The sequence below is a fragment of the Embleya sp. NPDC025285 genome, assembly GCF_055558835.1.
This window is the reverse complement of record NZ_JBVHLU010000040.1, coordinates 8786-29052: the sequence shown is the minus strand read 5'-3', so window position 1 is coordinate 29052 and position 20267 is coordinate 8786. Positions and strand designations below refer to the sequence as shown.

Below are 20267 nucleotides of genomic sequence, written 5' to 3'. Positions count from 1 at the left end.
CGACGAGTCGGTTCACGCGGGCGGCTTCTGCGGGGCCGACAGGAGGCTGGTTCCCAGGGCGGTGGTGGTGTGCAGAACCGTGTTGGCTTGGCGGAGGCTGGTGACCAGGCCGGTGGCCCGGAGCGCGGCGGCGTGTTGGGAGGCCGACGCGTTGGAGATTCCCAGGTGTCGGGCCAATTGTGTGGTGGTGTGACCGCCCGGGTCTGCGAGCGCCTGCAGGACGGCCGCGCGTGTGCGGCCCAGGAGCGTCGCCAGGCTCTTCGCTGCGTGCGCAGGAGCCGGTTCGCGGACGAGGTCGTTCGTCCGTGGATCCCGGAGCGGCGGGTAGATCAGTACGGGGGTGTCGACGTCGTTGAGTAGTGCCCGAGGGCGTGGGCCGCAGAAGACGTGCCCGCACAGGAGGAGCCCGCGACCCTCCAGATGGAAGTCGACGTCACCCTCTCCGGGGAGGCCGGGAAGCTCCAGTACCGGTTCGCGCCAGTGCGCGTGCGGATGCAGTCCGGCCAGCAAAGCGCCGATCCCGGCGCGTGCCATGATGTCGATACGCCGGGCTCGGTCGGCGTCCAAGACGGCGCGCATGCGGTCGGCGAAGGGCGTTACGGCGATGTCGTGATAGGCCGCCAGGGTGTCGGCCACCGTGTCCAGGGTGTCTCGGTCTCCGTCGGCCAGTTGCCGCACCCACGCGGGCGGGCGGCGGTGCGATGACAGGCGTTGTACATCGATGGCGAGGCGCTCGCGTGGCGTGGCCCGTATCGCCTCGAAGACCCCCGTGCCGGGGAACGCCGGCGCGCTGGGGGTGAGGAAGTCCGGTACCCAGCCGACAGCCGGGACCAACGACCCGAGCAACGACGCGCGAGGGGGCAGCCGTTCCAGCACATGACTCCGCCAGGCACGGAAGAGCGGGACGGAGCCCCGGCGCAGGACTTGCAGACTCATCACCGCCTCGCTGATCGGAAGCGCGCGGTGGTGAGCGAACGCCACCCCCGTCAGATCCCGAGCCGTGAAGTGAATACGTAACATGTGCCCCCCATTGTCGGTTTACCCGCCGCCGCAGCCCGGCGGCCGGTGATATTCGGTCACGCCCGAAAGTTGTTGTCGCGATCGGTGCGACCGAAGAGGCTTTACCCAGGCGCAAGGCATGAAGCCTCCCGTCCCGCGCCCCTGACGATTCGCGGCAACGTGTTCGGAACACGCGGTGACCCGCAATAAGGTACTCGCGGTGACAAGCGGGTGAATTCGGTCGCCTCGGGGCCCAGCCCTCGGATTTCAGGGCGGATGCCGTTCCGCGTTCGTAGGCGAGAAGGACAAGGCAAGGCACGAACTCGGTGTTCCTACCGAAGGAGAGATCCACGCGTATTCGTCGTGCGATCGCGGCTGTCGACACCGCGCCGCTGTTGGGCGGCTCGGTCGCGCCGGTGTTTGCCGCCGCGTCCCAGGCGGCGGCCGCCGCTTCCGCGGTCGGGTCCGACTGTTTTGCGCGGGGGAGGAAGAGGCCGGTATCGCGGGGCCCGAGGTCTCCTTGCGGCCGGGCGGCGAGCCGTACCCTACGAGTCGGTGTGGCCTTTGTCATCGGGGGTGACGGGTGGAACGCGGGGAACTGATCGCGGGGCGTTACGAGTTGCTGAAACGGCTCGGCCGCGGCGGGATGGGTGAGGTGTGGGCGGCGCGGGACCGGGTGCTGCACCGGGACGTGGCGGTCAAGATGCTGGTCCTGGACGAGGCGGTGCACGCGGACCTGCCGCGCCGGTTCGAACGCGAGGCGGTGGCCGCCGCGCAGATCAACCATCCGAACGTGGTCGCCCTGTACGACCGGGGGATCCACGAGGACCTGTGGTTCCTGGTGATGGAACGCGTCGAGGGAGCCGACCTCGCCGAACACATGCGCGACGGGGAACCCGTGGATACGGACCGCGCGCTCGCCATCGCGCGCGAGATCTGCGCGGCACTGGCCGCCGCGCACCGGGCCGGCGTCGTCCACTACGACATCAAGCCGCACAACGTGATGATCACCCCCGACGGCGCCGTGAAGGTCGTCGACTTCGGCATCGCCGGCTTTCTCCAGGCCGCCTTCACCCTCGCGGCCTCCTCCCAACTCGCCCCCGCCGGCACCCCGCAGTACGGCGCGCCCGAGCAGTTCCTTGCCGAACGCGGCGACGCCCGCTCCGACCTGTACGCCCTCGGCAGCGTGCTGTTCGCCCTGCTCGCCGGCCGACCACCGTTCACCGGCCACACCAGCTTCGCGATCATGCAACGCAAGCTCACCGAGGACGCCCCACACCTGGACACCCTCCGCCCCGGCCTGCCACCCGCCCTGACGGAACTGGTCGCCGCACTCCTGGAACGCGAACCCGACCGGCGCCCCCAGAGCGCGGAAGAGGTCCACGAACGCCTCGGCCGCCTCGGCACCGCCTCCGCCGCCCCCGGCACGTCCGCCGCGACCACCGTCACTGCCCCACGATCCCCGAAAACGACTCCACCGCACACACAACGCCCGCCGGCTGACGACGGCGCCTTCGACATCTCCTGGACCGGCCGGGAACCGATCACCGACTACGCCCCTTCGAGGTTTGACACCTCCCAGTCCGCCGTGCTTCGTGTCGTGATCACCTTGGCGGTCGCGGTGGCCTCCTTCTTCGGCGTGAGCGTCACGGGCGGCTTCGACGACAGCGAAGACTCCTACATTTGGTTGATCCCGAACGCGGTGGGGATCCTGGCCGCAATCTGGCTATTCATCAGCCTCATCCTTCTGCAGATGGGGGTGCGCGCGAACGGACGACACCGGCACGCGCTCCCGAACAGGGCGCCCTGGTCCCTCCACGTCGGCCCCCAGGGCATCGTCACCACCGACGGCTTCCGCCGCACCGTCACCTGGGACCAGGTCGAGACGGTCACCACGGAGGTCGTCGTCGCCCCCGTGCCGTACGCCTATCGCGGACTGTACGTCCACTTCGTCGATGACGCCGGTGGCACTCCCCTACGTCCCGCGGGCTGGTTCTACCCCGACAAGGCTGCTTCCGGCACGGTGGGCCGCATCCCCCTGTGCATCCTGGGCCCGTTGACCGAACAGGAGTACGACGAGCTCACTCGGGCCCTCACCCGCCACGCCGGCGCCCGGTGGCGTCCGGAACTCGGTCACACGCCGTATCTCCGGGAAGGGGGCGCGGTCCGACGACCGGCCGGGGACGACGAGCGCCGGATCGCGTGAGCGTCGACCACGGGGGTGTCGACTCCAGCGCTCGTCCCGATGGCGGTCGACCCCGCGTTGTTCACCAAGACGTCGATGCCCACCCGGCAGCGCGGACGCACCACCCCGGGTCTCGACGACCGACGCGGCATCGGTCAGGTCCGCAGCGAACGCCGACATGCCGACAACGCCGGCCATCCGCGCACCGCGCGACCAGCATGCAGCGGTCGCCAACCCGATTCCGGCCGCCCCGCCGGTCAGCACCGCGGAGGGCCCGGCGAAGCCCCGCTCCCCGGCGGCGAGTTCGTCTCGGCAAGATGCACAGGCGAGACCTGCGGCCCACCGGCGATCCGGCACCCCGGCCGTGCGGCCTTTCGTTCGGCGCATGCGGCCCAGGCCAGGGCGGCCGCGAGGGCGGCGAGCAGCAGTGAGCACAGGTGCCACAGCACGCGGAAGAGCTGGATGACGGAGTCGTCGAGGTCGTCGGCGCCGAGGGGGAGTCGGTGTTTCCCATGACGGTGAGCAGCGTGGCGGTGGCGCCGGACGGACGGCCGGCCGGCGGTGACCTTCGGCTGTGAGGTCGCGGTGCCGGCATGCCGCTGACCGTATTCCCGCACGGCGCGCCCCGGGTGTCCGCCGTGCGCAGGCCGGCCGCCCGGGGGAGTGCCGGCGGCTTGGGGCCGGGTGCGCCGGCGGTGAGTGGTCCACGCCCGGCGGATCAGACGTCGGACGGTGATGATGGAGTCGCGGCGTGGGTGGTCGAAGAAGACGTCGACGACTGCGGTGCGCTGCTCGGAGCAGCGGGCGAGGCGGTGAAAGGCGGTCCGCCGGGCGTGCGTACGTCCACATGTTCCTCGCTCCGCTGGCCCGACTCGCCCGACTCGCCCCGGGGTCGGGCAGGTTGCCGCTGTGGATCCGTGCCTGTGGGGTCGTGCTTGATGCGCCCCCGGCGACGTGTGCCGTTCCGGCGGCCCGGTCAGCGGGACAGCGGTATGAGTACGAGCAGCGGTACGAACAAAGTCCACTGGGGCAGGGTGAACACCGCGCCGCCGAAGGCTGCCACATTGACGGTGAAGAACACGCAGGTGAACGCGGCGGCGATGAACCAGGCGAGAGCCAGAACCGGCCGGGCGGCCTTTCGTTCGGCGCGTGCGGCCCAGGCCAGGGCGACCGCGAGGGCGGCGAGCAGCAGTGAGCACAGGTGCCACAGCACGCGGAAGAGCTGGATGACGGAGTCGTCGAGGTCGTCGGCACCGAGTAGGGGGTCGACGAATTCGGAGGTGCCGAACAGGTGAAGTCCGGTGATGCCCGCGGCAAGGGCGGCGGCGGTCCACAGCGGCCAACGGCGGCCGGCCGCGGTCGTGGGGGTGATGATGGCGGTGCTTGACACGGAAACCTCCGGTGTGGGGCGGGTGTTCATCGGATCTCAATGCCGCGCGAGATCATCGCGGCCAGTTGGCCGGCCAGCCGGGGCGTCGGGGATTCGCCGACCAGCGCGACATGGAAGAACACCGCTCCGGCCAACGTGTCCAGGAGCAGGTCGACCGGCGTGTCGGTGGCGATCTCGCCGCGCTGCGCGGCCCGGTCGAAGACGACCGCCAGTCGGTCCTTGGACGGAGCCAGGAAATCCGTGCGGATACGTGTCCTCAGGACCGGATCGGCGGCGAAGTCGGCGAGCAGCCCCGGCAGCGCCGCGCTGCCGGCCGGTGTGCGGAACTCGTCGATCAGGGATTCGAGCAGCTCGGTCAGGTCCCCGGTGAGTGTGCCGGTGTTCGGGATCGGGGCGTCGTCGGTGGTGGTGAACACGGCCTCGAAGACCAGTTCCGCCTTCCCCGACCACCGCCGATAAATGCTGTCCTTGCCGACCCCGGCACGTGCTGCCACGGCCCCGATCGAGGTCGCCGCGTAGCCGACCTCGACCACCAGAGCCCCGGTCGCGCCGATGATCGCCGCGTGCGAACGGGGATCCCTGGGACGCCCCTTGGGGGAGGAAGAGGAACTCATGGTCTTACCTTACGGGTCGACCCGTTTGATAACAACGAGCGGGCGAACCGAACCTCCTCTTCGCCTCGGGCGCAACGGTTCGAGCGCCGGCGACGCAGTTGCTCTCGTCGACCGTCGCTTCGACCTTCGGGTACCAGTGTTCGTCCGCCGGTTCCGGAAGATGCGGACAGTCAACGGACTGGGGAGATCCGCATCGAAGTCCTCGTTGGCCCCCGGTGTTTCGCCGGTTCGGGGGACGGCGACGGTGGGGCGAGCACGTGACGCGCGGTGTTGGCGGCGTCCGTTCCCGGAGATGTTCCTGCGGTGGGCCGCGGCCACGGAGCGGGACGTGGACACCGTGCCGATCAAGGTCGGGAAGAACGCGGGAAAGCACCCCGCGATCGCCTTCCTGTACCGGCCCTCGCCGAAGCCGAGGAAGCCGGCGCACCCACCGACGCCCACCTCGTCGGCCCGCGCCGGCCCTGCCCCCGCCCGGATCACCGGTGCGGGCAGCGGCACCAACGCCGAGCCGATGGAACGGTTCGCCCGGCAAGTCCTCGACGGCGATCGCGTGCCGGACGACTTGGCCTGGCAGGCCGAGAACGGCTCCGACGACGTCATGGCTCGGTTGCTTGCGCAGACCCGGGATGGAAACGCCGAGTGATCCCGATGCCGCCCCACCGCACGAAAGTGCTCAGCGTCCCCTTGGCGCAAGAGGGCTGGGCGAGCCAACGAGACCATTCTCGGCGCCGACGGCTGTACGCCTACTACTGGACCCCGGGAACGCGCACGCGTCCGCAGCGAGATGGGCTTCCGCCGGGGCGGACGCCCCCCGGTGGAGACACGAGGCCGGGGGCGGGGCAGGGGCGGCGCGTTTGCCTGATCGGGTGAGCAGCGGTCGATGTCGTGCCGGTCCGCCGTGCGCTCGGCGCGTCGAGCATCAGCGGGCCGGCGTAGCGGATGTTCGGGGGTGGCCGGCGGCGGCGTGGTGCGGCCGGCCACCGATGTTCAGGCGGCGAAGCCTCCGTCCACGGCGATGGCGGCGCCGGTGATGTACCGGCCGCCCTCGCCCGCGAGGTGGGCGACGGTCGCGGCGACGTCCGAGGGCTGTCCGTAGTGTCCGAGGGCGGTGAGGTCCTTCTGGGTGTCGGCGCCCGGGCCGTCGGAGGGGTTCATGTCGGTCTCGATGGGCCCGGGGTGGATCAGGTTGGCGGTGATTCCTCTGGGGCCCAACTCGCGGGCGAACGATTTCGTCAGGCCGATCAGGGCGGTCTTGCTCGTCGAGTACAGGGAACCGCCTGAGAACGCGGAGCGTTCGGCCATGCAGCTGCCGATGTTGATGATCCGGCCTCCTTCAGCCATGTGCCGGATCGCGGCCTGGGACGCGACGAAGGGCGCCCGCACGTTGACGTTCAGGACCCGGTCGATGTCCGCCTGCGACAGTTCCTCGACAGGGCCCAGGACGCCGATGCCCGCGTTGTTGACCAGTATGTCGAGCCGACCGAACTCGGCAGCGGCCCGATCCACCGCCTCGCGCACCGCCGCCGGGTCCGCGCTGTCGGACCGTACCGCCCAGGCCCGGCGGCCCAGTGCCTTGATCCGATCCACCACGTCCGCCGCGCGCTCGGCATTGTGCTGATAGGTCAGCGCGACATCGGCTCCGTCCTCGGCCAGCCTGAGCGCGACCGCCTCGCCGATCCCCCTGCTACCGCCGGTCACGAATGCAACCTTGCCCTGAAGCACCGCAGTCATGTTCGCTCGTCTCTGTGTTGCGTTCGTGGACATGTCGATGCTCGTGGGTCTCCAGTCGGGAGTCTGGCGACATTCGGACGTCGCGTTGGCAAGGTGGACGCACAGCCAACCGCAACGCGGCTACCCCGCTCCGCGAGAAGCTGCGTGCAGGCGCAACCCGTTACCGTGCGGCCATGACATTTCCCAGCGAGCGGTTCGAAGGATGCTTTCCCGAGCTCTTCGGCTTCGTGCTGCTGGATGCCACAGGGCTCGACGATCTCGGTGTCGGCAGCCCTGTCGGCAGGAATCTGCTGCAGTTGTTCAGCACGAGTGAGCAGGGCGATCGGGTCGTACGGGACGGCATCGCGATTCCCGCGCAGAACATCGATCCCGGTTTCTACACCGTGCTCGTACGCCACGCCCGCGGCCCTTCACCGTGGCAGGACCCCAAGGTGACATCCGCCGGGTGGGTTCTGCACGTCCGGTCGGGAGAACTGCTGCTGTGCGGCCTGGGCTACCTCACGAAGTGGACGCCCGACCATCCCCGGCATCGGCGCATTTCCGTACCACCCGGCTGGTACGAAGTGGAAGTCCGCGGACACCGATTGCACCCCGACGACCCCGACGACGCCGCCTACGAATTCGTCCTGAGCGGTCCGACCGGCGCCCGGCCCACATTCCATGCCCACCTCAACCACGGCCTCAACCTCAACGACAACGATTGATCACATCGGACTCATTCGCCTACTGCGGGTGCTCCTCAAAGGCGCTGCCCCCGAGCAATACGGAGGCTGAGCCCGGGACATAGTCATAGATCCAGCTCCGGATGCCGTCATTGGGACGGTAGGACTCCGCGCAGGTGACGAACTCGGCAACGCTGTGGCAGGCGGCGACGCTGGGATCGTTGGGGAACTCGCTCTGCGGAACAGGCGCGGGGGCGATGACCTGCCATGGGCGGCCGACACGTCTGCGTCCGCTGCTCCCCGCTGCGCCCCGACCCCGCGCAGCGCGGCCGGCTCGTGGAGATCCGCGACAACCTGCTCGACCGGATCGCCGAAGCCGAGCGCGAAGGCCGGCGCGGCGAGATCGACGGACTCCGCGTCAGCCTCGCCGGTGCGGAATCCAGGATCGGCCAGATCGATGCGGCGGCATCGGGCGGGCCAGTCGTGCTCGGCATGCCGATGCCGAGAGCGAACCGGCACGGGTGATCAGGCAGCGGGTGGGGACGAAGCGGCAACCCCTCATGCCGATCGCCGTCGTCGCGGTGTGGCCGCCCGAATGTCGGGGCGGTTACCGGACGCGTTGGCCGGCTTTGGTTGGAGAGTGCGCCTTCGTACAAGGCGAGTGCTCGGGCTCCCCGGCAATCTGGACACACGCCGTCGGCGTCCGTTATTTCGATGACGGCACCCACAATCGCAGGGAGTCGGGAATCAATGCGCATACGCCGGACGTCGGCAGCCGTCGCGCTGGGATCATCACTGGGAATCGGTGCCTCGGGTGCCGCACCCGTGTCGGGCGTGGTTGGCCGTCGTGGGCGGCAACGCCCGGGCCCGCAGGTTCTACACACGCAACGGCTCGACCGACGAAGGCCCGTTCGCCTATCCGGCGGACGGCGCCGCGGGCCTCGTCCTCGTCCCCTGCCACCGCTACATCAAGCCTGTCGAAAGACATCCGACGAACTGCTGACCTTCACTCCTGCGGCGGGTGGGATGTTCAGTGGATGCCACCACCGGCGGTGTCCTTGACGAGGCAGCGACAGCGCCTGCTACACCCGCCCGCCCGGGTCGTCGACGCGGGCGGCGAGACGCCGACCCACGGCGCCGGCCGAATCCCGGTGGCAGCGCGGCGAACATCGCCTTGCGGCGGGAGGAAGGTACGCCGCCTACGCCGTCTTGGCCCGGTAGACGAAGGCGGGCGGAAGGTTCCGCCACACGGTCCGGGTGCGTTCGACGGTGCCGAAGGCATCGGAGAGTTCGTCGGCGAAGCGGCGTGCCGTCGGCATCCAGGCGGCGTGCCCGTACGCGAACGTCGTCATCCACCCGCCCGGTGTCAGCGCGCCGGTGACCGCGTCGAGGATCTCCCGGCGGACGCCGACCGGCATCACCGCCCAGGGCAGGCCCGAGACGACGGCGTCCACCCCGCCGGACGGGACCAGCCGTGACAGGTCCGCGGCCGACCCGTCGACGACGTCCACGTCCACCCGGGCGTCCGGGAGAGCCGCCCCGGCGCCGGCCGCCACCAGCGCGGCGCGTCGGGCCAACCGGCCCCGAAGGCCGGCGGCAAGGTGCGGGTTCACCTCGATCGCGACGAGGTGCGCACCGGGCCGCATGCGGGCCAGCAGCACATCGGTGACCGCGCCGGTGCCGGGCCCCAACTCGACGACAAGCGAGGCGTCGCCGAGCCCGATGCCGTCGGTGAGGCAGTCGGCCAGACCGTGCGAGCTCGCCGCGACGGCGCCGGTACGGAGAGGGTGGCGGAGGAACTCTCGGAAGAACATGCCGAAAAGCTAGGAACGCGGGCCGTCGCCGCACGTCCCCCGGTGAGTCGCGGATGATCGTCCCGCAGGACACCGCGGTGTCCTCCTCGCGGACCGGACCGTCATCCTGAGGTGCCGCCGCCATCCCCCTCCCCGGTACGAGGCGCCGGGACGGGGCCGAAACCTAGCCTGGGGAGCGTGCCCCGCCTCCATCGATTGATTCCGTGGCTGCGCCACCACCGGTGGCCGGTCGACGCCGTGCTGATCGTCGTCCTGGCCTCGCCCAACGACCGGCTGCACGGACCGGGTTGGCGGCCGGTGTGGGTGCAGGTCACGTTCACCGCGGCGCTGCTCCTGCCGCTGCTCGTCCGCCGCCGGTTCCCGCGTGCCTTCGCCGTCTGGGTCGTGGGGGTGGCGTGGCTGCAGTACGCCGTCCACCCATGGCGCGGCGAGCCGCGACTGTGCGACGCCGTAGTGTTCGTCGCGATCTACACGCTGGTGGTCCGCGGCCATCGGCGTGCCGCCGCCGCGATGTGCCTCGCGGTCGCGGCATGGTTCACCGCGTACGCGCTGACCTGGTACCTGGACGAGTCCGGGAACTGGTCCAACGTCGCGCTGCTGGTCGCGCTGATGTTCGGCAGCTCGTGGATGCTCGCCGAGTACGTCTTGGCCCGCCGCGCCTACCTGGCCGAGGTCGTGGAGCGCGCCGCGCACGCCGAGTCCGAGCGCCGGGCCCACGCCCGCGCCGCCGCGGCCGAGGAACGGGCGCGCATCGCCCACGAGTTGCACGACGTCCTGGCCCACAGCGTGAGCGTGATGGTCGTGCACGCCGAAGGCGCCCGGCTGGCCCGGCACAAGGAACCGCAGGTGGTCGGCCGCACCCTCGACACGATCTCGGCGACCGGCCGCGCCGCCCTGGACGATCTGCGCCGCCTGCTCCGCGTGGTGGCCGAGCGCGAGCCCCAGCCCACCGTCCAGGACCTGCGCGGCCTGGTCGAGCAAGCCGGCACCGAGCAGCGCCCGGTACGGCTGACGCTGCACGGCAGCCCGGACGCCTTCCCGGCCAGCGCCGGCCTACAGGTCTTCCGCATCGTCCAGGAGGCCTTGACCAACTTCCTCAAGCACGCGGCCCCGGACGCGTCGGCGCATGTCCGTGTGGACTTCGGTGACCCGGGCCCCGGAAGGGTGGCGCAGGTCGAGGTCGTCAACACCGCCGGCCATCGCCCCCGGGCGGCAGAGTGTGTCGACGAAACGCACGAAACCCTCGTGAGCGGCCCCGCCCATACCGCGGTGGCAGGGCACGGCCTGGCCGGCATGCGGGCCCGCGCAGCGCTCTTCCACGGCACCGTGTACGCGGGCACGACCCCGGAGGGCGGATACCGCGTCCGTGCGGAACTCCGCCTCCCCGACTCGGCGTTCCACCACGCCCCGGTCCAGGATGCGGCGGTCGCACGATGACCGGCCCCCTCGACGCCGAGATCCGCTCCGGCGAACCGTCCCCGGCACGCGTCCTGCTCTGCGACGACCAAGAACTGATGCGCGTCGGTCTGCGCATGGTGGTGGACAGCCAGGATGACCTGACGGTCGTCGGCGAGGCCGCAGACGGCGGCCGCGCCGTGGAACTCGCCGCGGCGCTGCGCCCGGACCTCGTGCTCATGGATGTGCGCATGCCCGTACTGGACGGCGTCGCGGCCACCGGTCGTATTGTCCGCGAACTGCCCGGCGTGCGCGTCCTGGTCATCACGACCTTCGACCTCGACGAGTACGCGTACGCAGCCCTGCGCGAAGGCGCGAGCGGCTTCCTGGTCAAGGACGCACCCGCCGACGAAATGCTCGTCGCGATACGCGGCGTACTGCGCGGCGACACCTTCGTCTCCCACTCCGTCACCCGGCGCCTGATCGACCGCTACGTCACCGGCAGCAGCCCACCGGTCGGCCGCGAACGCCTCGACCTGCTGACCGACCGCGAACGCGAAGTCCTCGGCCTGGTCGCCCGCGGCCTCAGCAACCGCGAGATCGCCGCCGCCCTCCACCTCGGCGAGACCACCGTCAAGACCCACATCGGACGTGTACTCACCAAGCTCGACCTCCGCGACCGCGTCCAGGCCGTGGTATTCGCCTACGAATGCGGCCTCGCGACGCGCTGATGCCCCATCGCGGAAACCGTCCGCCAGACGTCCTTTGTCCTTGGGGTGCAACCGGGTGTGGGGCGGCGGCCCGTCGGCTGCCGGCCTGCGGCTCATGACGTGGCTGCCTGTCGACTTCGTCCTTCCGGTTCGCGTGGCGCTGCCCGGCCATCATCTCCTGCGTCCGGTCAGGGGTGCCGACGCCGCGCTCGACCACCCGCCGCTCTCGGTGTGCAGCCGTGCGTACCGGTCAGTTTTGTCGGGTGGCGAAGACGTATGCGACTCCGGGGTTGCGGGTGATCACGGCGTGGCCGGTGCCCACCGGTAGGGGCATGTCCGAGACGGTGCGTTGGAGGACTGCTTTGGTGCGGAGGTCGACGGCCATCGAGGGGTTCTTACCGGAGTACAGGACCGGGCCCACGACGGTGACCGGGGCCAGGCGGACCTCGTCCTTGGCCTGCTGCCACAGCAGGGTCCCGATGTCGGTCTCCCAGGCGGCGGTGGTGTTCGTCGTCGCGACCACGACGACGGATCCCTGAGGGTTGGAGAGCCCGGACTTGTGCGTGCCCGAGAGCGTCGGGCCGGTCGACAGCAGCCTGCCGGTGGCGGGGTCGTTGACACTGTAGGCGATGGCGGGGGACTGCGTTGCGCCGTAGTCGTACCAGGCGATGACCAGCTTGTCGCCGTCCTGTTCGACGAGTTCGGGATCCACGGTGGCGGCTGCGCCGGCCGGCCGGGCGAGGTTCTGCGGCGTCCACAGGGTGGCCCCGGTGGCGGGATCGAACCCGGCCAGGGTTTCCGCTCTGTGCAGGTCCACGGACTTGGAGTCGCGGCGCCGGTGGACGATCACCCCGGAGGCGACGGTGGCGCTCTCGTCCATGCAGACCCGGTCCTGGCAGGGGATCCGCCAGCCGGGAGCGTCGCTGCCGGCGTCGCTGATCACCAAGGCCCCGGCGTCGCTTCCCCTGCCGTGCTCGGTGACGATGCGCCTGCCGTCGACGATGAAGGGCTTGTCCTGGCCCGGGTATTCCTTGTGGGCGATGCGCTGCCCCTTTTCGTCGAAGACGTCGACCACCCAGGCCGTCTTCGCCGGCGAGATCCCGTCGGAGGGAGTCTTCTTCACGCTCTCGCTCACCAGCGCGGGACGGCCGTGCCAGGTGCCCGCGACCGGCTTGCCGGGAACTTCGACGCTCGCGTGACTCGCGCCGGTCGCCGCGTCGCGGAACTCCACACCACTGCCGTCCCCGCCGTCCCCGTGCGGCGTGATCAAGGCGACGCTCGCGCCGAGGGGTGCCGCGCTCGCTCCGCGGCCGGTCAGTTGCGCCGACCAGAGCGGTGCGCCGCGTACGCCCGCCGGTGGTTCCCCGGGAAACGCGGCCGCCGTGGACCGGCGCCCCGCACCGCCCGAAGCGGCCGCCGTTGCGGCGGATCCGCCATCCGGGCCCTTCGGGCTCCCGCCGCCGGAATCAACGCATCCCGCGACTGCCAGGCTCGACGCCACACCGACGGCGAGTAACACCACACGCCTCATGAGCACACCAACTCCCCCGTCCGACGCAGGTCTTCGACCCGTCCGAGCACCGGCACCATAGCCGACGGCGCGCGTGATCGCTCTTCCGGCCGAACCGGCCGGCACGACAGTGGGCGTTCGAGGGAGTACGGTCTCGGGCCGCTGCTGTCCGGCACGACGGCGGCGGCGGGCCCGGGGCGCGGTGGATCCGGTTTCGTACGTCGAGCACCCTCACCGGTTTTGGACGATCGACGGTCCGCCCCCACAGCGGCTACGTTTCGCAGGCGCGGCGCGAGCTTCGGTCGGGTGACGCCGATCGTGTCCCGGGCGCGGTCGGTGCCGGCGTCACGCCTGCCGGCACCGAAGCGCCCGCCCACCCCGCGGGCTCGGGGCAGGGACCGCAGGGCCGCGGCGGGACCCGGCGACGGGGAGAGGCCGGACCACCACGACGGGACGGGCACAACGACCCATCGGCCGCCGAGCGACGCCTACGCTCCCGGAGACAACCGGCCGACCGCGTCGACCCACCCGCCGGCCGCGGAAACGGCCTTCGTAGCAGTCGGACGGTTCGTGGGCGAGCAGGGCGGCCTGGCGGCACGCGTTCCGGTCGCCTACTGCGCCGGCGCGGTCGGCGGCGGCCGGGAGCACGGTGTTCAGGGTGAGCGCGAGCCGGAGGATTGCGTGACGTACCTCCTCGGCCTCGTCGTCGCCGATCGCCTCGCCCGGGCCGCCCGCGGGATCCGGGCCCCCTGCCCTCCCGCCAGGGACGGCACGCCCTGCAGCGCGAGGAGCGCAGCCGCCAGGACCGGCGAGGCGTTGTCCCACAACGCGGGGAGGATCTCTCCCGGTCCGCGCACAGCGCCAGGAGACTGCCCGCCGCTCCCGCCGGGCAAAAGCCCTGGCATGCCGCCCGCAGGACGGACCCCGTATCGCCGGGATCGACCTCGCGCAGCGCGGCGTCGTGCTCCTCGAGGAGCACCCGCACGTCTTCCGCTCACCGTCGTCGCCGCCGCCCATACGCGCCCCACCTTTGTGTCCGTCCGCGAATCCTCATCGCCGAACCGGTCGACCGCGATAGGGAAATCACCCACCCAAGGGGCGGAACTCCGCCGAGTCGCCTTCCTGTTGCTTCCGCACGGCCGGTGTGTCGTAGGCCGGGGCCCGGTCCTCGCACGGGTGGCAGACAGCGTGGCGGTGACGAGGGGGGCGGGGCGAGCAGGTGCTCACGCGGGTTCAACGACTTCGCCGGCCTCTGGGTCGCGCGCCGGGCCCGCCCGCCGGACGCCCCCGCGCGGTACCACGCGGCCGTGCCACCTCCGTGCCACCTTCGTCCTCGAGGTACAGGCCACCACCGTCGACCGCCTCCGCGCCCACGGCCCGATCGACGGGAAGGCGTTCGCGACCCTGCGCCGACCCCGGTGACCCCGGTGCGCCCGCCGGTGCGCCGGACGGTGAGGTGACGGTGCGGTCGGGGATGAGGCCCCCGACCCGCCGAACCGGAGTCCAATAGACGCAGGTCGGAAGCACTTTCTGTGTATCTGATCAAGACCCGGACGCACCCCCTGGCAGGGGCGCGAGGTCAGCCGCTTTCCCGGCCTGGCAGGGGCGCACCGTCCAGGAAGGCGTGATAGATCTCGACGGCGTCCGGCTCGATTTCAGAGTTGGAGGGGCCGTAGCGGGTGTCGGTGCGGTCCCGCTTCGGCCCGGAGACCCAGAACTCCTCACCGGTCGCCACGTCGTAGAAGTTCGCGTCGGACATCCCCCCTGCACGGCGCAGTGTCCTGCCGTGAAAGTACGCGGTGCTCCAAGTCTTCGAGAAGTCCACCCACCCGATCCACGAGGGTCCGCGGTCGGTGCTGTAACCAGTCTTCAACTGCACGAACATCAGACGTCGAGGCATACGTTCAGGGTCCTGCACAGGCCGCACCTGTGACCAGCCATTTTGCGGGCGCCTACGAGACCCGACGCCACCGCCGACAAGGGCCCGGACAGGTGGGTACGACCCGATGCACTCTCCGCCTATCCGATCAAGACCCGCACAAGCCCACTCGTTCGCGTTGGTGGCTGGTGAGCGTGTCCCAGGCGACTTTCTGCCGGACGACCCACCGGGCGACCGGCGTGCCGCGATGGACCACGCCGAGGCCCACGTCGTCGAGCCGGGCCCGGGAGTGTTCGGTGGCCTGGACGCTACCGGCGTCGGCGAGTCGTCCTCGCAGGTCGTCGTAGCCGGTGGAGATGTGCACCTGCGGCGGCAACACCGAAACGTCGTGGCGTCCGGTCGGCAACACCGGCACCGCGACGGTCCTCACCCGCTCGTCGAGCCACCGCAACTCGTGCGCGAGGATCGTCCACACCCCCCGTGTGGGGCCAGTACGGGCACACCGTCGGGACACCGAGAACGCGATCCGCTCCCTAGCGGCACACCCGGCGGTACGCGTTGTGTGCGAAGGCTTCGCGGGCTTCGTCGGAGGCGCCGCCGGTGCAGGGTCGATCATCCCGGCCGAGAAGAATCACATTCGTTCGACGGGGCCCGTTCGCATCCAACCAATGGTTTCGCGGGACTTGCAGTGCTTGAATGCCGCGGTGGTCTTGGACGTGGGGGAACTGCTTGCAGCGCACGATCGCATCCTGCGTGGCTCCGGTTCGGCGCATCCGCGGTTCGGCACAGTGGTCGGGCGGATCGGACCGTTGACCCTCACTCACTACGGTACCCACTGCATCGTCGAGCACCTCGCTCTGGACGCCTCGACCCCGGTCGCGCGGCTTGCCGCGCAAGTGCGGCAGAGCGCGGCCGAGCGTGTGGAACCTGTGGAGTGGCGTGTGTTCGCCCACGACGCCGAGGCATCCTGACGGCCTCGCTCGAAGCGGCGGGTCGGTGACGTGCGCGTCATCGAGCCGGCGGCGCGGCTGGCCCGCGGCCGGGGCCCCGGCGTCCCTGCTGCGATCGCCACCGGCAGCAGTCGCCGTTTCGTCCGGGCGGGACTGGGACGCCGCAAAGCCGGCCGGTGTGTTCGACGTGGTCGTTGTCCGCGATGACGTCGCGCGCGGCAAGCCCGCCCCCGACATCTTTCTCCGCGCCGCAGGACTGTTGGGGGTCCCGGCCCGCTGCTGCGTGGTCTTCGAGGATGCCGATACCGGCATCGCCGCCGCCCTGGCTGCCGGCATGCGTGTGACCGATGTGCGGCGGCACCTCACGGGGGCCACCGACACACGCCGATCCGTGGCGTCCCGGCTTTCCCCGCGAACGCGGGTGATGTGCCGGTTCGACGACCGGCAGGCACCCAACGGGCCGTGAGCCGGGTGCTTTTCACGGGTTTCGTGGCGGTCCGACCGGGCTGCGGAGGTGATTCCACGGGTTGTCCGGTCGCGGTTCGGGGTCTTCGAGGTGGAGCAGTGCGCGAAGGCAGCGGTGGAGTGCGGTGTGGCCGGTGTAGTCGTCGCGCGCATCCAGGGCAGCGGTGCCATCACTCGGGCGATCGTCTCGCTCGCGCACGCGTCCAGCGCGGTGCGCAGTTCGTCCGGGACCGGTGCGTCGGTTGGCCGCGGCGGCGTGACGCCTCGGCCGGGGGCGACGCGATCCCCGCGGCGATCCCGATCGACTGCGAGGAGGGGCGGGCAGTGCGTAGCCTGGTTCGGAATCATGGTCGGTACGCGACGTATTCGGCGGCGTCTGCCCGGCGCCGCCCGGGGGTGAGCGATGACGTACACGGATCCCACGCTGCCCAGGAGACTGGCGGCGCTGCACCAGGACGTGCTGGAGTTCTTCGCCCGGGTGGAATCCCTGCTCGCACAAGCGGATCCGCACCTGGAGGACACGAAGAATCGCAAGAAGGCCACCCAGGCACTGATCGATCTGGTCACCGAGGCGCGAACCTCCGTGCAGAACCTGGAACTTCGGATGGCGATCATCGCGCCGATGAAGGCCGGCAAATCCACCATCGTCAACTCGCTGGTCGGCTACGACCTGGTGCCCAGCCGGGCCGCCGCGATGACCACGTTACCGACCGAGATCGTGCTCTCCCAGCCCGACGACAGGCTTCGCCCGACGCTGCAGATCGACCCCAGGGACCACGAACTCTTTCGAGAGGCCATCCGCCGGATCGCCGACGAACTGGCCCCGGACAGTGCCGATCCCGGCTATCGGGATCGGATGACCGGCCGCTACCCCTACCTCGCCGACTTCCTTCGGCAGATCCAGGACGACTGGCTCGCTCGCTGGAACCGCACCACCTTCACCGGCCTGGACGACATTCGCGGCGCCCTCACCGCGTTCAACGACCTGACACGCCTGGCGGCGGGGCTGCGCAATCCCGTGCACCTGGCGGACCGGCTGCACGCCGTGCCCCGCATCGTGGCCTCGCACCGATGGGCTCCCACCGACGACACGACCGCGTTCGGCCACCTCGTGCTGGTGGACACCCCCGGCCCGGACGAGGCGAACAGCGGCCTGCGCCTGTCCGACGTACTGCGCCAACAACTCGACAAGTGCTCGGTCATCCTGGTCGTCCTGGACTTCACCAAGCTCAACAGCACCGCCGCGACGACCATCAAGGACACGATGGAACCGGCGCTCGCGGTGATCCGACGCGACCAGTTGTTCGCCGTGGTCAACAAGGTCGACCAGCGCCGACAGGGCGACATGAAACGCGACGAACTCCGCCGGTTCGTGATCGACGACCTGCGTCTGGTGGACGGCGACGCAAGTGACCGGGTCTTCGAACTCGTCGCGATCCGGGCCCTCCAGGCGGTCCGCTGCCTCGACGAGGTCGAGGCGGCCGAGGCGACCCGACCGGGCAGCTTCCAGCCTCGGAGCGGACCGGCCACGCGGGCGCTGTACGAGTTGATCTACACGATCGAAGCCGAGGAGGAACTCGGCCAGGCGACCACGGAAAGCGTGCGCAGGCTCGCGGAGAAGGCCCGCTCGCGCTCCGGCCTCGACGACTTCCTGCGCCAGGCGATCGCCACGCTGCGTACCCAGGCAGGCTCCCGGGTCATGCAGAACGCCCTGCGCCGCACGGTCGCGGGCATCGTCGGACTGGCAAACGAGGTGCAACTGCGGCGCGGCGCACTCAAGAGCAGTCGTGAGGCGGTGGCCACCGAGATCGAACTGCTCGACAACGACCTGCGCCGGATCGGCGAGATACGCGAGGAACTCGACAGCAACACCGACGTCGCCGACCAACTGCGCTCCGACGTCGACAAGATCCTGCGTGGCACGCGCGGCAGGAGCCTGCGCGCCATCCGCGACATCGAGGTGACGGACAAGCCCGCCGGTATCGCGGGGGAGGCCCGGCTGATCTCCCAGGCGCTTCGGCCCAATCAGCAGGTGCCGGCCGTGGACGCGGTCGAATTCGACACCGTGGAGGACGCGCAGGCATTCCTGAGCCTGCTCACCCGACCCGTGATCGAGAGCATCGACGAGGCGCTGAAGGCGGCCCAGAGCACGGCCGCACGCACCTTCGTCGAACGGATCAACAGCGAGGTGGACCGGCACGGTGCTCGGCTCCAGCCGGTACTGGAAGAGGCGCACCGACGCCTGCGCACCCAGTTCCGGATCACCCTCGACGTGCCGCCGGCCGAACTCTCCGACGACACCGAGGACTGGGCCGCGATCCCGCTGCGCAGCGAACAGCGCACCATCGAGATCTTGGTGGAGAAGACCCTGCGCCGGCGCGTCTGGTACAAGGTGTGGATCGGCTGGGGCACATTCCGGGAGCAACATCGCGAGGAACAGCAGAAGTCGTTCCACCGGATTGGCCTGGACGATGTACGCGAGCGGATGATCGGCGACCTGGACCGCAAGATCGAGGCGATGCGCGAGGAGTTCCACGCCTACCTGACGAGCGAGTTGTCCCGACACGTGGAGAACTACTACGCGCAATTGCGTAGATACCTCCAGCGCTACCGGGACGCGCTCGCCGAATCGCTCAAGGATCGCGAGCGCAAGCGTGAATCGCTCGGCGAGTGGGAGGCGCGGGTGGGCCGCTTCCATGAGGAGTTGCGGGCCGAGACGCTGATCGCCGAGGACTTCCTCGACGGCCTCCAGCCGATCACTTCCCTGCACGGCCTGCAATGAGCGACCCGACCGGCCCGACCGGTGAGTTTGAGATCGCCCCCGCCCGGGTTTCCGAACTGGCCCGGAGCATCCCGCTGGTCAGCGACGCGCTGTTGCTCGAACTGGTCAACTGCCTCCAGGTCGCCACCGATCTGACCCGGCTTCCCCGGCACAGCGGGTTCTTCAAGGCGTTCGTGGCCCGGACCGTGGGGCGAGAGGCGCAATCCCTGCTCAACCGCAACGTGGTCGACGCACAGCGGTTGCTGCTGCAGCGGATCGAGGAACTCACCGGCCAGGGCTCGGTGTCCAACCTCGCCCTGGCTCAGGCCGGTCGGCTCCTCGCCCGGACCCGGCAGGACCTGGACCGGCTGACCACCGACGAGAGCGACCATCGGACGGCGCTCGACGCGACCCTGACCCGGCTGCAGGCCGGCTGGGCCGATCAGCACCGACTGCTGACCGGCCGCCTGGAGGCGATGCACCACCTCGACATGTTGATCACGGCGTGGTCGGCCGAGCAGACCTATCGCGGGCTGCCCTGGGCGTTGCAGGTGGTTCTGCTCGCCCAGGAGGCGTATCGCGGACCGGTGGGCCAGTACGAATTCCAAAGCGGTGACCCGATGTTCCGCGATCTGCTGGCGAACAAGATCCTGGCGGGCAGCCGTACGCGACTGCCCCGCCTGCTGTTGCTCGACGACGAGTTGTTGGCCCCGTGTCTGCGGTTGGAATCACCGGCGGACATCCCCATGCTCGCCGACCTGGTCCGTTCCTACTCCCGGCTCGTGGACGGTCACGTGCCGCTGCTTCCGCTGCCGTATGTGGTCGGCCGATGTCTGGTGCTGGCGGCCGAGGCGGCGGGTCCGGTCCAGGACGTGGTCCACCGGGCGATCGAGGACGCGGCACGGTACGACATCCGGCCGGGGCGGACGGTCAACCCGCGGGCGTTCGTGCGCCAGGTGGTGGCGAGCACGGCCGCGGTGGTCGCCGCCGACCGTCGGATGCTCTCTCCCGCGGAGCCGGCGATGGGCCCCGGGCCCGGCGTGGAAGCGGAACCCGTCGTGGGGTCGGCGCGAGGCGCCGAGGCGTCCGCGGATGCGGATGCGGGACCCGTCGTGGGGTCGGCGCGAGGCGCCGAGGCGTCCGCGGATGCGGATGCGGGACCCGTCGTGGGGTCGGCGCGAGGCGCCGAGGCGTCCGCGGCG

At 70.5% G+C, this 20267-nt stretch carries 20 protein-coding genes and 1 pseudogene; 12 read left to right on the top strand and 9 right to left on the bottom strand.

Going from position 1 to position 20267, the window contains the following annotated elements:
- Window positions 1-12: 12 nt before the first annotated feature.
- Window positions 13-1020: an ArsR/SmtB family transcription factor gene (locus ACZ4FV_RS25915; RefSeq protein WP_465323330.1), complete on the bottom strand. Its 1008-nt coding sequence runs from the start codon at window positions 1018-1020 to the stop codon at window positions 13-15.
- Between the two features lie 562 nt (window positions 1021-1582).
- On the opposite strand from ACZ4FV_RS25915, the gene ACZ4FV_RS25910 reads away from it, so the two are divergent.
- A complete protein-coding gene (locus tag ACZ4FV_RS25910) occupies window positions 1583-3205 on the top strand; it encodes a serine/threonine-protein kinase (RefSeq protein WP_465323329.1) in 1623 nt (540 codons plus the stop codon).
- 416 nt (window positions 3206-3621) lie between these two features.
- Entirely contained in the window at window positions 3622-3762 is a 141-nt protein-coding gene (locus tag ACZ4FV_RS25905) for a hypothetical protein (RefSeq protein ID WP_465323364.1), read from the top strand.
- Between the two features lie 99 nt (window positions 3763-3861).
- Here ACZ4FV_RS25905 and ACZ4FV_RS25900 read toward each other — a convergent pair.
- The 3 genes and pseudogenes from ACZ4FV_RS25900 to ACZ4FV_RS25890 form a co-directional block, all read right to left on the bottom strand.
- Window positions 3862-4026, bottom strand: a pseudogene (locus tag ACZ4FV_RS25900) (IS5/IS1182 family transposase); the annotation flags it as partial.
- A gap of 134 nt (window positions 4027-4160) precedes the next feature.
- Window positions 4161-4574, bottom strand: coding sequence for a hypothetical protein (locus ACZ4FV_RS25895; RefSeq protein ID WP_465323328.1), 414 nt, complete (start codon window positions 4572-4574; stop codon window positions 4161-4163).
- Between the two features lie 26 nt (window positions 4575-4600).
- Entirely contained in the window at window positions 4601-5188 is a 588-nt protein-coding gene (locus ACZ4FV_RS25890; protein WP_465323327.1) for a TetR/AcrR family transcriptional regulator, read from the bottom strand.
- 328 nt (window positions 5189-5516) lie between these two features.
- On the opposite strand from ACZ4FV_RS25890, the gene ACZ4FV_RS25885 reads away from it, so the two are divergent.
- Window positions 5517-5831, top strand: a complete 315-nt coding sequence (locus ACZ4FV_RS25885) for a hypothetical protein (protein ID WP_465323326.1) — start codon at window positions 5517-5519, stop codon at window positions 5829-5831.
- 344 nt (window positions 5832-6175) lie between these two features.
- Here the strand turns inward: ACZ4FV_RS25885 and ACZ4FV_RS25880 are convergent, their stop codons facing one another.
- Window positions 6176-6919, bottom strand: coding sequence for an SDR family NAD(P)-dependent oxidoreductase (locus ACZ4FV_RS25880; RefSeq protein WP_395861664.1), 744 nt, complete (start codon window positions 6917-6919; stop codon window positions 6176-6178).
- 173 nt (window positions 6920-7092) lie between these two features.
- Between ACZ4FV_RS25880 and ACZ4FV_RS25875 the strand changes: the two genes are divergently transcribed.
- From ACZ4FV_RS25875 to ACZ4FV_RS25865, 3 genes are all read left to right on the top strand, one after another.
- Window positions 7093-7623, top strand: coding sequence for a hypothetical protein (locus ACZ4FV_RS25875; protein WP_465323325.1), 531 nt, complete (start codon window positions 7093-7095; stop codon window positions 7621-7623).
- Between the two features lie 294 nt (window positions 7624-7917).
- Window positions 7918-8106, top strand: coding sequence for a hypothetical protein (locus tag ACZ4FV_RS25870; RefSeq protein ID WP_465323324.1), 189 nt, complete (start codon window positions 7918-7920; stop codon window positions 8104-8106).
- Window positions 8107-8428: 322 nt separating this feature from the next.
- Window positions 8429-8584, top strand: a complete 156-nt coding sequence (locus tag ACZ4FV_RS25865; RefSeq protein WP_465323323.1) for a hypothetical protein — start codon at window positions 8429-8431, stop codon at window positions 8582-8584.
- A gap of 196 nt (window positions 8585-8780) precedes the next feature.
- Here ACZ4FV_RS25865 and ACZ4FV_RS25860 read toward each other — a convergent pair whose 3' ends face one another.
- Window positions 8781-9395 carry a class I SAM-dependent methyltransferase gene (locus ACZ4FV_RS25860; RefSeq protein ID WP_465323322.1) on the bottom strand — a complete coding sequence of 205 codons (615 nt, stop codon included), beginning with the start codon at window positions 9393-9395 and terminating at the stop codon, window positions 8781-8783.
- Window positions 9396-9572: 177 nt separating this feature from the next.
- Here ACZ4FV_RS25860 and ACZ4FV_RS25855 point away from each other — a divergent pair, with 177 nt between their 5' ends.
- Both ACZ4FV_RS25855 and ACZ4FV_RS25850 read left to right on the top strand, forming a co-directional pair.
- Entirely contained in the window at window positions 9573-10832 is a 1260-nt protein-coding gene (locus ACZ4FV_RS25855; RefSeq protein ID WP_465323321.1) for a sensor histidine kinase, read from the top strand.
- A complete protein-coding gene (locus tag ACZ4FV_RS25850; RefSeq protein WP_402234992.1) occupies window positions 10829-11521 on the top strand; it encodes a response regulator in 693 nt (230 codons plus the stop codon). Before ACZ4FV_RS25855 ends, ACZ4FV_RS25850 begins: the two co-directional genes overlap by 4 nt.
- Before the next feature lie 229 nt (window positions 11522-11750).
- Here the strand turns inward: ACZ4FV_RS25850 and ACZ4FV_RS25845 are convergent, their stop codons facing one another.
- The 3 genes from ACZ4FV_RS25845 to ACZ4FV_RS25835 all read right to left on the bottom strand — a co-directional run bounded on the left by ACZ4FV_RS25845 (window position 11751) and on the right by ACZ4FV_RS25835 (window position 15364).
- On the bottom strand, window positions 11751-12770 hold the full coding sequence (locus tag ACZ4FV_RS25845) for an outer membrane protein assembly factor BamB family protein (RefSeq protein WP_465323320.1): 1020 nt from the start codon (window positions 12768-12770) through the stop codon (window positions 11751-11753).
- A gap of 1819 nt (window positions 12771-14589) precedes the next feature.
- Window positions 14590-14910, bottom strand: a complete 321-nt coding sequence (locus ACZ4FV_RS25840; RefSeq protein WP_465323319.1) for a hypothetical protein — start codon at window positions 14908-14910, stop codon at window positions 14590-14592.
- A gap of 127 nt (window positions 14911-15037) precedes the next feature.
- Window positions 15038-15364 (bottom strand): hypothetical protein, encoded by a 327-nt coding sequence (locus tag ACZ4FV_RS25835; protein WP_465323318.1) that lies wholly within the window; start codon window positions 15362-15364, stop codon window positions 15038-15040.
- A gap of 85 nt (window positions 15365-15449) precedes the next feature.
- Between ACZ4FV_RS25835 and ACZ4FV_RS25830 the strand changes: the two genes are divergently transcribed.
- The 4 genes from ACZ4FV_RS25830 to ACZ4FV_RS25815 all read left to right on the top strand — a co-directional run.
- Window positions 15450-15860 carry a hypothetical protein gene (locus ACZ4FV_RS25830; RefSeq protein WP_465323317.1) on the top strand — a complete coding sequence of 137 codons (411 nt, stop codon included), beginning with the start codon at window positions 15450-15452 and terminating at the stop codon, window positions 15858-15860.
- Window positions 15808-16305 carry an HAD family hydrolase gene (locus tag ACZ4FV_RS25825; protein ID WP_465323316.1) on the top strand — a complete coding sequence of 166 codons (498 nt, stop codon included), beginning with the start codon at window positions 15808-15810 and terminating at the stop codon, window positions 16303-16305. The genes ACZ4FV_RS25830 and ACZ4FV_RS25825 overlap by 53 nt, the downstream gene beginning before the upstream one ends.
- 402 nt (window positions 16306-16707) lie before the next feature.
- Entirely contained in the window at window positions 16708-19086 is a 2379-nt protein-coding gene (locus ACZ4FV_RS25820) for a dynamin family protein (RefSeq protein WP_465323315.1), read from the top strand.
- Window positions 19083-20267, top strand: a 1185-nt coding sequence (locus tag ACZ4FV_RS25815) for a diguanylate cyclase regulator RdcB family protein (protein WP_465323314.1), incomplete at its 3' end; no start/stop codon positions are given. The genes ACZ4FV_RS25820 and ACZ4FV_RS25815, both read left to right, overlap by 4 nt.

Excerpts from the sequence above, each read along its gene's own strand:
- ACZ4FV_RS25915 (WP_465323330.1), bottom strand. The coding sequence starts at position 1,020 with ATGTTACGTATTCACTTCACGGCTCGGGATCTGACGGGGGTGGCGTTC.
- ACZ4FV_RS25890 (WP_465323327.1), bottom strand. The coding sequence starts at position 5,188 with ATGAGTTCCTCTTCCTCCCCCAAGGGGCGTCCCAGGGATCCCCGTTCG.
- ACZ4FV_RS25880 (WP_395861664.1), bottom strand. The coding sequence starts at position 6,919 with ATGACTGCGGTGCTTCAGGGCAAGGTTGCATTCGTGACCGGCGGTAGC.
- ACZ4FV_RS25875 (WP_465323325.1), top strand. The coding sequence starts at position 7,093 with ATGACATTTCCCAGCGAGCGGTTCGAAGGATGCTTTCCCGAGCTCTTC.
- ACZ4FV_RS25860 (WP_465323322.1), bottom strand. The coding sequence starts at position 9,395 with ATGTTCTTCCGAGAGTTCCTCCGCCACCCTCTCCGTACCGGCGCCGTC.
- ACZ4FV_RS25850 (WP_402234992.1), top strand. The coding sequence starts at position 10,829 with ATGACCGGCCCCCTCGACGCCGAGATCCGCTCCGGCGAACCGTCCCCG.
- ACZ4FV_RS25840 (WP_465323319.1), bottom strand. The coding sequence starts at position 14,910 with ATGCCTCGACGTCTGATGTTCGTGCAGTTGAAGACTGGTTACAGCACC.
- ACZ4FV_RS25820 (WP_465323315.1), top strand. The coding sequence starts at position 16,708 with ATGACGTACACGGATCCCACGCTGCCCAGGAGACTGGCGGCGCTGCAC.